Annotated in this window: 8 protein-coding genes; 7 read left to right on the top strand and 1 reads right to left on the bottom strand. The window is 51.8% G+C overall.

Features of this window, described 5'->3' with window-relative positions; genetic code table 11:
* Nucleotides 1-195: 195 nt before the first annotated feature.
* A complete protein-coding gene (locus ACTHRH_RS23350; protein ID WP_440417862.1) occupies nt 196-2145 on the bottom strand; it encodes a hypothetical protein in 1950 nt (649 codons plus the stop codon).
* 953 nt (nt 2146-3098) lie between these two features.
* Here ACTHRH_RS23350 and ACTHRH_RS23345 point away from each other — a divergent pair.
* From ACTHRH_RS23345 to ACTHRH_RS23315, 7 genes are all read left to right on the top strand, one after another.
* Complete coding sequence (locus ACTHRH_RS23345) at nt 3099-5249, top strand: DUF4855 domain-containing protein (protein ID WP_440417860.1); 2151 nt, start codon at nt 3099-3101, stop codon at nt 5247-5249.
* 928 nt (nt 5250-6177) lie between these two features.
* Nucleotides 6178-7713, top strand: coding sequence for a glycoside hydrolase family 3 protein (locus tag ACTHRH_RS23340; protein WP_440417858.1), 1536 nt, complete (start codon nt 6178-6180; stop codon nt 7711-7713).
* A gap of 100 nt (nt 7714-7813) precedes the next feature.
* Complete coding sequence (locus tag ACTHRH_RS23335; RefSeq protein ID WP_440417856.1) at nt 7814-8722, top strand: ABC transporter permease; 909 nt, start codon at nt 7814-7816, stop codon at nt 8720-8722.
* Nucleotides 8722-9594 carry a carbohydrate ABC transporter permease gene (locus tag ACTHRH_RS23330; RefSeq protein ID WP_144939782.1) on the top strand — a complete coding sequence of 291 codons (873 nt, stop codon included), beginning with the start codon at nt 8722-8724 and terminating at the stop codon, nt 9592-9594. Before ACTHRH_RS23335 ends, ACTHRH_RS23330 begins: the two co-directional genes overlap by 1 nt.
* A 54-nt stretch (nt 9595-9648) precedes the next feature.
* On the top strand, nt 9649-11196 hold the full coding sequence (locus tag ACTHRH_RS23325; RefSeq protein ID WP_440417854.1) for an extracellular solute-binding protein: 1548 nt from the start codon (nt 9649-9651) through the stop codon (nt 11194-11196).
* 33 nt (nt 11197-11229) lie between these two features.
* Entirely contained in the window at nt 11230-13029 is a 1800-nt protein-coding gene (locus ACTHRH_RS23320) for a cache domain-containing sensor histidine kinase (protein ID WP_440417852.1), read from the top strand.
* The gene (locus ACTHRH_RS23315; protein ID WP_144939788.1) at nt 13004-14593 is read left to right on the top strand and encodes a response regulator transcription factor; all 1590 of its coding nucleotides are present in this window, start codon (nt 13004-13006) and stop codon (nt 14591-14593) included. The genes ACTHRH_RS23320 and ACTHRH_RS23315 overlap by 26 nt, the downstream gene beginning before the upstream one ends.
* Nucleotides 14594-14603 lie beyond the last annotated feature (10 nt).

Genomic DNA, 14603 nt, shown 5'->3' with positions numbered 1-14603 from the left:
GTACAAAATACAGTTAGACGTGCCGCTCCGCTTGCAACGATGCCTGCAGACGGTAAAATAGACCGATTTTCAAGGTAGTTTCCTCCTGCAGCCCACATCTGAAGCGGTACTATCCACCAGGCATGAAAATCATGGTTTCCTCTAACCAAAATCAGGTCTACTTTTCCCCGGTTGTCCAACTTTACTTGGCCGCAATCATGCCTTATGCTGCGGCTTCAGCTTCTCTTCCAGCAGCCCCATATAAAGCCCGGCGGAGATTTCTGCCACCGTCCATCCCGATTCGATCGCCCATGGGCCCCAGCCGACATCCGCCGGAGAGCCGAACACTTCCATCAGCTCCACGTCGAACGCCCGCGCCCATGCTCCATCGATCATCGGATCATCGCTTTCGATTTGTGCTTTCAGCATGAATCTTGCCGTCTCCATCCAACGTTCCTTGAACCAGGTGTCATCGGTAATCAAATAGGCCTGCATCCAAGCGATGGGCAGCCAGTTGTTCGTATACAGAAGGTCGGCGACAGGGTCCCCGTTGCGTCCGAGCAAGGAGCTTTCTCCCGAGCCCGCTTGATGCCGCATGGACGCCTGATACCCTTCGTCCCATTCCAGATATGCCCCAGTGGGATGGGCAAACTTCTGCAGATCGCGGGCTACCCGATACAGCCACTGGAGGTGCTGCTCTTCCTCCGTCACGGCATACAGCCAAGCGAGCGGAAGAATAAGCCTGCATAGCTCCTGGGTCTGGCTCTGCTCCCGTTTGGTCTCCGGGTACACTTTCATAATCGTCGTTAATCCCTTGACCGCGGCCGTTCTATATTCCTCGCGTCCGGTAAGCCGGTAATAGATGCACAGAGCGGCGAAGTAATAAGCGTTATAGTGAGCGCTCGGCAGATCGCCTGGCGTAGTGGCCAGCTTCTCCAGCTGCTCGGGCGTCAACTGGTTATTGTCGGTGCGGAATCGGCGGGTTCCATCCGTTCCTGTGGTGCGGATAAGGAAGTCGAGAATGTCGGCACACTCGTCCAGCCGTTCAGATGTCCCTTCGTAGAAGCAGCGGAGTAAGAGGGGAAGCAGTGCTCGCGCCACATCGTCCTGATAACAGACTCCCCAAGCTTCATCGGTCCAACGCATCATGCCGTATAGGGGACCGGGCTCCCGATTGACGTAATGGTCCAGAACGTAGCCGGTCAATTGGTTGGAAATTCGCTGGCTTCGGGTATTGCCGCTTATCAGCGAATGCAGCCAGAACGGCAAGGCCAGCTCTCCTATGCAATCGACACGGCGGATGCGGCTGAGCCGCTGCCGGCCGGTATAGTCGATTTCCGTCCCGAGCCCTTCCAGGGCGCCGCCGCGTCCTTCATCGATCAGCATGCCGGAGCGTCTGACCCATTGCAGTGCCCGGTCGGCCGCCATAAGAATATCGGAAGCATCAAGTGCATCCGAAGAAGGACGGGCTTCGGCTCCAACTCGGTAGCTGCGAGGAAAATCGTCGATGTGGTTGGCGATATCCTGGCCATACAACCAGTTCAGGATAAAGCTGACCAGCTTCCGCACTCTTGGCCATGGAGCATGACGAGCTTTGGCAAAGTTCGCGAGGCGGAACGCACAAACGAGCAGCCGGTCGTCGGCCTCAAACCAAAGTGCCCGTTCTCGCATAACTTCAGGCTCCTTCATATCGGCTGTTTCCATTCGCCCATGGGCTTGTGCGATAAAGAAGGAAAGGAGCGGTCTGGTTGGCGAGCACGTAAATTCATGCGGACGAAGCCGTTCCCCGAACTGATCGTCGATCAGCGCCCCGTCAGGCTCATTCTCCAGCCAGCCTGATGTCACGACGGCAAGCCGCTCGTAACGGGTAGCGACTGGAGGCTCGAAATATACATTTCCAATACTGCCGACGAACTCGGCAAAAATCCTTTTGCCGGCACAGCATTCCCGCTCAATCAGCGTTCTTGCGGGGGGAGGGAGGAGCATCGGCTTAGGGGCCGCCCCTCCCAGAAGGGCGATTGAATCCACCGCCGTCCAATCGACCACCGCGGCATCGTCCGGTTTTACAATCAATAGGTCCGGGTCCAAGCTTTTCATCAGTGACAGCAAATCGCTTTCGGTATCAGTAATAACGGCTACACGCCGTCTGGAATGTGTCTTATCCAATTGAAAATAACCCCCTGCCATACTAAATTCGAAGTTTCAAAGAGCTTGTGCTGCTGCCTGGAGCCCCAAAGTCGGCCTCCTAAACTCTCACAGAATAAAGTAGCATTCCGAGAATAAGGAACCTAGAGGAATAATGTTAGAAAATCAGGATTATTGTGATCACATCAAAGCTGCCTGGGGCAGCCGCCTGAGAGAAAGGGATAGCAGTCAAAGAGGGCAGCGGCGTGTGCCTAGAAGAAATCGTCTGAGTATAGGGGATAGCAACCAAAGGATCTTGCGTGAAGCTGGTTTAAGAGAAAGGGATAGCAGCCCAGGGAGGGGCTGGGGAGCGTTTGAGAGAAGGGGGGAGAGCCGAAGATGGAGGAAGTCGTTTCAGGGCAAGGGACAGTGGCCGAAGCTTGGAAGTGAGGGAATGAGTAGCGGCGTGGGCTTAGAAGAAATCGTCTGAGTGAAAGGGATGATAGCCAAAGAGGCTGGGAAGAAGCAGTCTTTGGAGAGGAATGAATACCGGCGTGGGGCTTAGAAGAATTCGTCTGAGTGAAAGGGATAATAGCCAAAGAGGGTGGGAAGAAGCAGTGGAGGGGTTACTAGTCAAAGAGGGAGGAGGCCGCCTGGGAGAAAGGGATAGCACAAAAGGAGGTAAACGGACTATGCTAAGTACAAGGTGAGTGTTCCGGCGACTGTATTAACCATCCATTAGGCAGCAAAATGTCACGATTATCCGTATTTTTGCACATTCTTCCCCTATCGACAGTCTGCACTTCCAGTTAGAATAGGGGCGATAACGAACCCGAATTCGGGGGCTGCCTTTCCTCGTTTGTAACCGCTTCAACGGTTAATTTTGATGAGCGACCTTGTCTGTGAAGCGCGTTACATTCTTCGGCGGGCAGCTTCCGGCTAACCGCATTATGCGGGAAGGGATCGTTACTAAAACGGTCTAAGGAGAGATGCTGATGAAGAGCAAGTTTCTCGCTAAGGGAAGATCGATTTGCCTCATGATGATGGCGCTGCTGGTCCTAAGCACGGGAATTCCAGCAATGTCGCCAAGGGCGGAAGCCGCTTACTTTCCGCCGAATAACCCGGCCGGTGCTTACCTGAAAGATCTGGTGCTGATCTATAGCGGATATTATAACCCGGCCAACTATGGAGGAGAGGACATATCTGCATGGCCTCGCGAACAGTTCAAGCCCTATACCGCTTTTGTAGACAAGCAGGGCAACCGGCAGGATACATTCTTTCAGGAATTTCTGTTCTTGGGATTGAACAGTCCTTATGGGCATTCCTTTCATCGGGAGACGGATGTGTCCAAGGCCGGTGTCAAGCAGGATTGGGAATGGTTTCTGGACCGGATCTTTACGAGCGAGATGCTGCAGTTGAATGCCTTGAATGAGGAAACGAAGCTGACGGCCCAAGAGTTGAACCGTCCGGATTTGAAAAGTAAAGTGGTTATTATGGTTCCATTTGCGAACGAAATCGTCACAAACTTTGGAGATGTGGACGGAGATGGCATAAGCGAAAATTTAACGACTTTAGCCGGACGGGACAAGGTGACTCGGTGGTACATCGATCAAGTCATCCAACGGTTCAACCAGAAAAATTACTCCCATCTGGAATTAAGCGGATTTTACTGGCTCAAGGAAGACATGGATACAACGAAGACCGATGAAGTTCAATTGGTTAAAAATACGGCCAACTATATTCATGGCAAAGGAGATTATATTTTCTGCTGGATTCCGTGGTCCCGTGCTTATGCGGCCACTCAATGGGCTTCTTTTAACTTTGATTTTGCCATTCTGCAGCCGAACCATTTTATGAACCGCGACAACACCACGACGCCGGAAACGATTAAAAACTCGGCAAACAAGTCTAATCAGGCGAGCATGGGGGTAGAGATCGAATTTGACGGTCAAATTATGAGATCGGATAAATTCCGCGAACGGTTCTACGATTATTTAAACGGCGGAGTGGAATACGGGTACATGAATAACTCCATTCTGGCCTATTATCAGGATGCCAGAGGCCTCTACGAACTGACACGCAACCCGGACGTCGGCTACCCGATTTACGAGGATATTTATCGCTTTGTCAAAGGAATCTATCAGGGAGACACTCAAGTGTCTACCACCTTAAACACGTTCGACAGCCGCCGGTTCGCCGGCAGTTCAAGCGCCATGACCTCTAATGCGGCGGATACGGTTATGCAGGGCAAAGCTTCCATGAAAGTAGATTTCGGTCTTTATGCTACCAGTCTGGTAACCGGCAACTACGGGCAGGATTTTGCTTTGAAAGACTGGAGTCCGTTCGATTCTTTCCGCGTGGACGTGTTCAATCCCGCTTCCGAGACGGGGGCTGTCACGATCATTATCGGAGATGAGAATGGTAAGCAGCATTATCGTTATGCCTCCCTATATAAGAACTCATGGAATACGGTGCGGATTCCTATATCGGACTTGATCAACGGCACGGGCGGAGCTTCCCAGGAACCCGGAACCGTTCCGATTGATGTGAGCCGGATCGCTTATATCAAGCTGGTCCAGCGAAATAATAGCCATTACCGGGCGCTGCCGAATACATATTACTTCGACAGTATGAGGCTGGTCCAGGAGGACGGTAACCGTCTGAACGATCTGGAATGGCTCACCTTCGGGGGCAATAATTCCGTAAGCTTGAGCAAAACCAAGGATACAATTAACGAGCAAAATACGGCCATCCGAATCGATTATGGAGCCTATAACGTCTCTCAGGCCTGGATGGAAGCGCCGACGCATTTTAAAATTCAGGATTGGAGCGGCCAACAGTCGTTCAAAGCCGATATTTACAACCCGAACGGCGCCGTTATGAATTTGGGGCTGAAATTTACCGACAGCTCGAATCAAACCTATTATAAGCGGGTAGTGCTGCAGCCGGGACAATGGAATACAGTCCAAGTGCCGATCGCGGATCTGGCATCCGGGGCTAACGCCACCGCAGATGAGGGAGCTTCCACGGCATTGAATGTGCAATCTATGAAAAGAGTGGACTTTTATCAACGAAACAATAGTCACTATCTGGCCATGCCAAACTATCTGTATATCGACAATGTGAGATTGGGAGTTAGGGAATAGAATCATTATCAAATGTGAGAACGGTCCTTCCTTATGAAGGGCCGTTTTGCTTAAAGTAAAAATATAAGAAAATATAAGTTCTCATCACCTTATACCTGTTCTTATATTTCAGCAGTAAACGTGCCTGTCCAGAGGACGACGATAGCCATTTAAGCCATTTACCCTCGAAGTCAACTTTCGGGATGGATTTCCTGCAGTTAGTTTGCTCCCGTTTGAGGTAAAAACGAAAACTACATTGAAAATCCGTCTATTTTACCGTCTGCAGGCATCGTTGCAAGCGGAGCGGCACATCTAACTGTATTTTGTACAGGTAGATTCAAGCGAATGGGCGAAAATGATCAAACTAACTGGATAAACTACAGTTAAAATGGGCAACTTTGGGCGAAACGGCTGTTTTGGCGCAAACTAACTGTAGGTTTTCCAGTTAGTTTCCATATTTCTTCCGAATATAGAAATCTAACTGAATCCATTTAGTTTTCAAATTTCACACTTATTGAAGCAATTCAACTCTATTCTTCCATGAAAATCCATCCATTTTCATCATCTGATAGTGGGCGTCTACCTTGAAAATCCGTCTGTTTTCATTTTCTGTTGGTGCCGTGCAAGCGGAATGGCGCGTGACCCCGCCAAGGCTGACGGGATACGCTTCGAAGGCCATGCATCATCACTTTGCACTTTCTTTCCGCATCGCAACGCGCGAGACTCCCAGTGCGCGGTGTTTGTCGTCCTCATGACGGCGGTCAACCACATGTTTAGTCCGCCTGACTAGCGACTGCATCGCTAGAGGGCAAGCTGGGCAGGCTGGGCACAGGTTGGCGGACATCTGGTCACAATAGTACCGGAAATCGTACGTTATTCCTCTACGTTTTTAATTCTCCGCCTTTTACAATGAATCCATTATCGGACATGGAAAACGGAGGAGAAATCTATGAATTTACAAGAAATGAATCTTAGAGAGAAGGTTGCGCAGCTGTTCACTTTTCCCGCTTTCGCTTCTGTCCTGGATGACGACACACGGAAGCTGGTCACCCGGTTGAAGGCGGGGGGGATATTTCTAGGCACGTCGGCTTTAATCCGTCCCCGACAGGTCGGGGAGCTCTGCCGCGATTTACAGCAAGCATCGCTTGAGGAAGGCAGCGGCATTCCGCTGTTCATAGCGGCGGACCTCGTCGCCGGTGCCGGCTGTAAGCTTCGGGAAGGAGCCGTCCATTTCCCGAAGAACCGCGCGATTGGAGCCGGCGGGGACGAAGCGCTTGCCTATGAATCCGGGCGAATTACGGCAGAGGAGTCCTTGGCGATGGGAGTTAATTTCAACTACAGCCCGGTCGTTGATATTAACAATAACCCGCTCAACCCGGTCATCGGCACTCATTCGTTTGGAGAGGATGCGGATACGGTATCCAGACTGGGCCGAGCCGTCATTCGGGGATATCAGGAGCATGGGATGATCGCCACGGCGAAGCATTTTCCGGGTCATGGGGACACTCACGTCGATTCCCACGAAGCCTTGCCCGTGCTTCCCTTCGGCCGGGAGCGGCTCGAAAGCTTCGAACTGGCTCCTTTCCGGGAAGCAATCCGGGGCGGGGTGGATGCCGTAATGGTCGGACATATTGCCGTTCCCGCCTGGGACGACTCTTCCCTGCCGGCTTCCCTATCTTATACTTTGACGACCGGTTTGCTTAGAGAGAGGTTGAATTTTCAAGGATTAATCGTAACGGACGGGCTGTCCATGAAAGGAATTACTAATCAATTTACACTGGAGGAGGCCTGTGTTCGTGCTGTTCAGGCCGGAGCGGACATATTACTCGCGACTGTGGACAGTTATGAGCAAGCGGAATCGGTGCTGGAGGCTGTTGTAACCGCAGTGGAGCAGGGGGAAATTACGGAGGCCCGTATTGAGGAATCCGTCCGGAGAATCCTTCAGATGAAGCAAAAGTACCGGTTAACGGCGGAGCAATACCAGTTCCCGGATATATCGACGGACCGGCTGAACTCCCCGGCCTCGCAGCGGATCAGCAGGGCGCTTGCGGACCAAGCGCTGACTCCTCTTCGCGGCTTGCAGCGGGGAGTGCTGGCGGGAGAACCGCAGAAGCAGCCATGGATTCTGATCCGCGACGAGCATACCGCCGGGTTTGCCGAGCGGCTCCGCTCCGGTTTGCCGAACCTGCGTGAAGAATCCGCTCCAAGCTACGAGGGAACGCTCGCTCTGTTATCGGAGCTCCCTGCGGATGCCCGGGTTCTGCTGGCCGTTTCCCATAACAAGCCCATGGGAGAGGCCTTCACGGAAGCGGCCGACCGGCTGCTGGGCGGCGTGCGGAAGGGGTTGTGGATTCATTTCGGCTCCGAATACGATGTGCGGGAACGCTCCGCGTCGTGCCTGCTCGCTTATGACCGGGCCCCGTCCTTGCAGGCCTCTGCCGCCGCATACCTCCTCGGAGAGGAAAAGGTCACAATCGTCCCATAAATTCAACGATTTTCATCTGCCCTCGAAGACCGATCTTATCTACAATGATGGCAAACGAAGGGCGCAATTTCGCCGCACCGAACAGCAAGGGGGAGTATGGATGCAAAGAAGAGGATGGCTGCGAACCATTCGTGCGGACTGGCTGCTCTATCTGTTTCTTCTGCCGGGACTGCTTTATTTTATCGTCTTCAAATATTTGCCGATGTACGGCATCATTATAGCTTTTCAGGATTACAGCCCCTTCAAAGGAATTTCGGGAAGCAGCTTTGTCGGGTTCAAGCATTTTATCCGTTTTTTCGAAGATGCCGAGTTCATCACCGTTTTTCGCAATACTCTTATCATCAGCATGTACAAGCTGTTATTCGGGTTCCCGGTTCCTATTATGCTGGCGCTCATGCTCAATGAAGTGCGGAAGACATGGTTCAAGGCGACGGCGCAGACGCTGTTTTACATTCCGCATTTTTTCTCCTGGGTTATTTTCGGAGGGATTGTTATTCAGGTGCTCTCCTCGAAGGGAATGATCAACTCGCTCATTTCCTGGTTCGGAGGCGATCCGGTCCTGTTTATGACACAGAAGCAATTCTTCCGGGCCATACTGGTCATCTCCGACATTGTCAAAGAGTCGGGCTGGTCCTCCATCATCTATTTGGCGGCCATCGCAGGAGTGAATCCTTCCCTGTATGAGGCGGCGAGAATGGACGGAGCCAGGAAATGGCACGAGATTTGGCATATCACCTTGCCCAGCATACGGACGACGATCGTCATTTTGTTTATCCTGCAGCTTGGAAATATTCTGGAGCTGGGCGTGCAGCAAGTATTCATGCTGTACAATCCGCTCGTTTATGAGGTCGGAGACATCATCGACACCTATGTGTATCGCGTCGGGTTGACGGAACAAAAATACAGCTTTGCCACAGCCGTCGGCCTGTTTCAGTCCACGGTCGGGCTGATCTTGATCTACATTGCGAACGGGCTGGCGAAGCGCTTGGGCGGAGGGGGACTGTGGTAATGGGCAAAGTTAATGTTTCATCCAAGCTGGGGAGCCTGCTCAACTATTCGCTGCTTGCTTTGTTCGGGGCGGTAACCCTCTTCCCCTTTCTGCATGTGCTGGCGCAGTCGCTGAGCAGCCAAACGGCGGTCGTCTCTAACCGGGTGACGATTTTTCCGGTTGATTTTCAAATCGAGGCTTACAAGCTGCTGCTGCAGGACAGTGCTTTCTATAAAGCGTTCGGAATATCGATCATCCGCGTAGTGGCGGGGGTGACGATCAATATGGTCGTAACGAGCCTGATGGCTTACCCGCTGTCCCGCAAAGACTTGAAGGGCCGGGGTCTCGTCATGAATCTGGTTATCTTCACCATGCTGTTCAACGGGGGATTGATCCCGTCTTTCCTGCTGCTGAAGGAGCTGCACCTGCTGGATACGCTGTGGGCGCTGCTGCTGCCTTCCACCGTCAGTGCCTTTAACCTTATTCTGTTGAAAAACTTCTTTCAATCCGTGCCGGTCAGCCTCGAGGAATCGGCCAAGATGGACGGAGCGGGGCATGGCACGATTTTGTGGAAAATCTACATTCCGCTGTCGCTGCCGGCGGTGGCGACCTTGACCTTGTTCTATTCGGTCATGCATTGGAACAGCTACTTTGATGCGGTCATGTATATCAGCAACGTTAATCTGAATCCGCTTCAGGTGTATTTGCGAAATATGATCGTGCTTAACGACAGCAACATCGAAATGACGAACAACACCGGCTTGTTCCTGGTCTCCCCGGAGACATTGAAGGCAGCGACTATTATGGCCAGCGTCATTCCGATGATCCTGATTTATCCTTTCATTCAAAAATATTTTGCCAAAGGGGTGATGCTCGGTTCGCTTAAGGAATAACGCGCCGTTTGTCCTGATGTGTTCTATACTTATATTTAGGGAGGGTCCATGTTCATGAAGAAAAAAGCTATGATCCCGCTGGCCGCCGTTCTGTCTCTGTCCATGCTGGCTGCTTGCGGCTCCGGTACGTCGAACAACGCCGGCCCAAGCTCCACCGATAAGGGGCAGGAGGTTCAAGGAGAAAACAAGGCGAAGCCCGATGTGATTAAAGTATTTATGTCCGGCGGAGCCAACTTCCCGGCCGGCGAGGATATTAACAACAACCCTTGGACGCAATTGATCGAGAAGGAAAATAATGTCGATCTGCAAATCGAATACGGCCCTTCGGCGGCCGATGAATTTATGAATAAGCTCACGCTGAAATTCGCCTCCAATGATATTCCCGATCTGTTCGTCATCCCCGCCAGCTATCAGAACTGGCTGATGGAAAATGCGGAAATGGGCGCTTTGATGGAATTGGACGGGAAATTGGATTCCTACAGCAACTTGATGAATGCGGTTTATCCAAGCGCATGGGAAGCAGCTAAGAACAATGGCAAGATTTACGCCATTCCCGTTCTGAATGATGGCAATAAAGCGACCGACAACGTCTATATCCGCAAAGACTGGCTGGATAAGCTGGGGCTGGAAGTGCCGAAGACGCTGGAGGAATTCGAGAATGTGGCGAGAGCCTTCCGCGATCAGGATCCGAACGGCACGAATAAGAACGACACGTACGGAATGATTGCTTACGAAAATATGCTCGGCTGGTCGCACCTGTTTGGCGCGTTCGGGGTCATTCCCGGATATTGGGTGGAGAAGGACGGCAAGCTGGTCCAGGCCGATATCCAGCCGGAAATGAAGGAAGCGCTGGCCTACATCCGCAAGCTGCATGAGGATAAGCTGCTGGATAACGAATGGCCAATTACGAAAATTGCCGCCTACAACGAGAAGGTGGCGAACAATCAGGTCGGCATCTATGAAGGAAGCTGGGCGGCTCCGAGAAGCGAGATTAATACGAGCAAGCAGAACGATCCGGAAGCGGAATGGATTCCCATCGCACCTCCGATCGGACCGAACGGCAAGCAAGGTGTAGCGGGCGGAGCCGAATATAAATCGTTTGCCGTGATCAGCAGCCAGGCTAAAAATCTGGATGCTATCCTGCGCATGCTTAACTGGATGGCGGTTCCGGAGACGATCGACAAATTTGTCTTCGGCTTTGACGATCTGGGAGAAGGTTTCATGTATACTATGGAGGACGGGAAATACGCTCTGAATTTCGAGAATCATAACAAGTACGGCTACCGTCAGCAGCTGATGTTCATGCAGCCCAAAGAGCTGAACGCCAAGAAGATGGAATCTCTCGGCGCCCAATTCAATCTGGTCGGCACGATCGAGCATTCCTCCATGTATGGCATTTCGAATAAGTATCTGGGTGCTCCGACTCCGACCATGGTGGAGAAGCAGAGCAGTCTGAACAAGCTGCGGGAGGAAACCTTTATTAAAATCATTGTCGGTGAGCTGCCGATTGACGCTTTCGATTCCTTCGTAGAGGAATATAAGCAGAAGGGCGGAGACGATATCGCCCGGGAAGTGCAGGAATGGTACGACACCGCGAAATAATAACGAAGACAACCTAAGGTACGGTGAGACTATATGAAGAAGATGGGACAAAGACGAAAGAAGCTGGGGATTAAACAAAAATTAATCTTGCTGGTCGTCGGCCATCTTCTTCTTTTTTTCGTTCTCGTGTATGCCTTGTTTTTCTGGTTTCAGTCGACTCTCGAGAATAAAGTTAGCGTGCTGGCCCAACAGACGATGGAGACGCTGATGGGAAATATGGAGGTGTACATCGGCAACAATATACGGCTGTCCAATGCAATAGCCGGTGACAGCGGCTTCAACAAGCTGCTCAGGGAGAACCCGGATTTCTCGTCTTCTTCCTCCGTCTGGTCGATGATTCAACTGCTGGACAAGCTGAAAAATTACTCCGTCTTAAATCCTTATCTCTATTCCGTCGGGGTGTACAATCCGGAATCCGGGAAGGTACTGTCGACCGCCGACGGCATTTATAATACCGACCCTGAACAGATGGGGTGGATCCAGCATATGCTTGGACAGAACGAGCCGCTGGCAATTGGCGCCGATCTGCCGGGTGTACTGCCATCGTTCAAACAGGGAACGCAATCCATGATCACCGTGGTGCAGAAGCTGCCGGGCAAAAATCACGAAAACCTGCTGATGATCAATTTTAACAAGCAGGTGCTGGATTTGTTCGTCGGCCGGATCGAATTATGGAACGGGACGGGGATTGTGATCCATAGCGCCGGAGGGGATCTTTTTTACACCGCGGGTGCCCCTCTGGGCGAATCGGCTGGAGCTCTGGCCGTGAAGGAATCGTTCCGGCAGCCCTACGAGACGATCCAAATAGACGGGAACTCTTATCTTGCGGTGCATAAGCGGTCGGAGACGACCGATTGGACTATTCATATGATTATCCCTTATGCCGAAATCATGAAGGATGTACTTACGATGAAGCGGATAGCGGTTGCGGTCCTGCTTGTCATCGCTATTTTTCTGCTGCTGCTGTTCCATGTGCTCTATCTGCAAATTTTCAATCCGATCAAGAGGCTTATTAAAGGCATGCTTACCATTGAGAAAGGTCTTGCGTTCCGTCCGATACCCATTAAACGGATGGATGAGCTTGGCTTTTTGCAGCAGCGTTTCAACGATATGGTGCAGAATGAACAGAAGATGCGGAGGGAAATTCTGGAGGAGCAGCTTCATAAGAGAGAGATAGAACTGAAATTTTTGCAATCGCAGGTGAACCCTCACTTTTTGTATAATACGCTCGATTCCATTTATTGGGTGGCGGAGGAAAGCGGCGTGGATGAGATAGGCGAAGTGGTGCTGGATTTGTCCAATTTTTTCCGTTTAAGCCTGTCACGCGGCAAAGATTTCATTACGGTGGAGGAAACGATAGAGCACTTGAAAGGCTATATACGTATCCAACAGTTCAGGCATACCGACAAATTTGAAGTTCATTGGGACATCGATCCCGCGGTATCGTCATTGCGGATCATGAAGCTGATGCTGCAGCCTATCGTGGAGAATTCCATCGTTCACGGGCTGGAGAAGGCCGCGGATACGTGCCGGCTGACGATCCGGATCAAGCGCGAAGGGGAGTGCTTGACATGCAGGGTGACCGATACGGGGATTGGCATGGACGAAGAGGGCCTGTGGAAATTATGGAATGAAATCAAGCGGGAGCACGGGTCTTCCGACGCGACTTACGGGCTGCGGAACCTGTATCAGCGGCTGAAGATTGTGTACGGAGACGACATGGACTTCCAAATGACGAGCAAGCTGCAGGAAGGAACCAGCGTCGCCATTCGGATTCGGCTGGATCGCCTGGAAGGAGCAGATACGCATGAGCATAAAAGTAATCATCGTTGAAGATGAGCCGCGGGTCCGCAAAGGCTTGGCCGAAGCGATCGATTGGCCGCTGTTCGGCATGGAGCTTATCGGGACGGCAGCCAACGGGCTGGAAGGCTTGGAGCTGTTCCGCCTTCATCGGCCCGAGCTGGTCGTAGCGGATATTCGCATGCCGGTTATGGACGGGCTGGCCATGACCGAGGCGATTCTCGAAATCCAGCCGCATACGAAGGTCATTATTATCAGCGGACATGACGAGTTCACGTACGCCCAGAAATGCATATCGCTCGGGGTCACCAATTATTTATTGAAGCCTATCGGCAAGAAACGTTTTCATACGGAACTGGACAAAGTCCGGGAGGAGCTGCAAGCAGATCTTCAGCGGCAGGCCAAATCATTGGAATGGGAGGAGAAGCTGAAGAGCAGTCTGCCGGTGCTTCGCAACGCTTTCCTGGAAGAATGGCTGAACGGAGCCGCTCCTACAGGGGAAGATACCTTAAGGGAGAGCTTCTCCTTCTTGAATATTCCTTACGAGTGGGATATGGAAGCCGCCATAGCCATATTCGAAATGGACGGGAAGGAAGGCTTGTCCAGCGGCGACGGCAGATTGCTGGAGTTCGCGATGAACAACGTCATAGGAGAATTGCTGGGTGACAGCGGAATTGCTTATCAGCGGGGGAACGGGCAGACGGTGGTCATTTATCAATCATTCTCCTCCGATTTGGCGGAGGATTTGTCGCTGTGGGCGGAGCAGGCCCGGGTCAAGATCAATTCCCTTCTCAAGATCAGCCTGACCGCGGCAGTTAGTGCCGAAGCGGTGCACGCCGCGGAGCTTCCCCGCATTTTTAAAGAAACGATCGGTCTGCTCAGGCTGAAGCTATCCCTCGGGACGAATACGATTCTTCATAAAAGTCTGGCTCAGCCCGAGCAGAATCCGTTCGCCCTCCTTAATCCTTCCGATGAGATATTGCTGGTGCAGCATGTCGAAATGAACGACGAGGCAGAAATCGCGAGAATGATGGAGGAGTTGTTCGGGCAATGGAAGGAGAGCGGCAGCCTTGCTTATGCGGACGAATGGTCTTTTCAATTGGCGGGCATCTTCACCGGGCTGGCCCATCGGCTGGGCAAGAGTGTCCGTTCTTTCGTTAATGATGAGCAGATGGAGAAGTGGAGGCATCCCGAGCAATTCCGCACCTTGGAGGAAATGATGAGCTGGTGGCGGCAGCTATATATCGAATTAAGCAAAAGCTACGAAGGGTTCCGCACGGATCGCAAGACGAAGATCATCCAGCAGGTGATGGATTATGTGGACGAGCATATCTATGAAAATATTACGAGGGAGGATGCCGCCCAGCATGTCTATATCAATTCCTCTTATTTAAGCCGCATGTTCAAAAAAGTGACGGGAGAGTCTTTCTCCGATTTCGTTATCCGCAAAAAAATGGAGAAAGCGATTCATCTCCTCCAGGTGGAGAGAGTGATGGTCTATGAAGTCGCGGACAGGCTGGGCTACAAGGATCCAAGCTATTTCGCGCGGGTGTTCAAAAAATATACGGGCAAAAGCCCATCCGATTTTCAGGAATAGAAAGGAAGAT

This window comes from Paenibacillus sp. SAFN-117 (assembly GCF_051966115.1).
Classification (GTDB): domain Bacteria; phylum Bacillota; class Bacilli; order Paenibacillales; family NBRC-103111; genus Paenibacillus_L; species Paenibacillus_L residui.
Note: the sequence above shows the minus strand (reverse complement) of the source record. Positions and strands in the feature narration are given on the sequence as shown.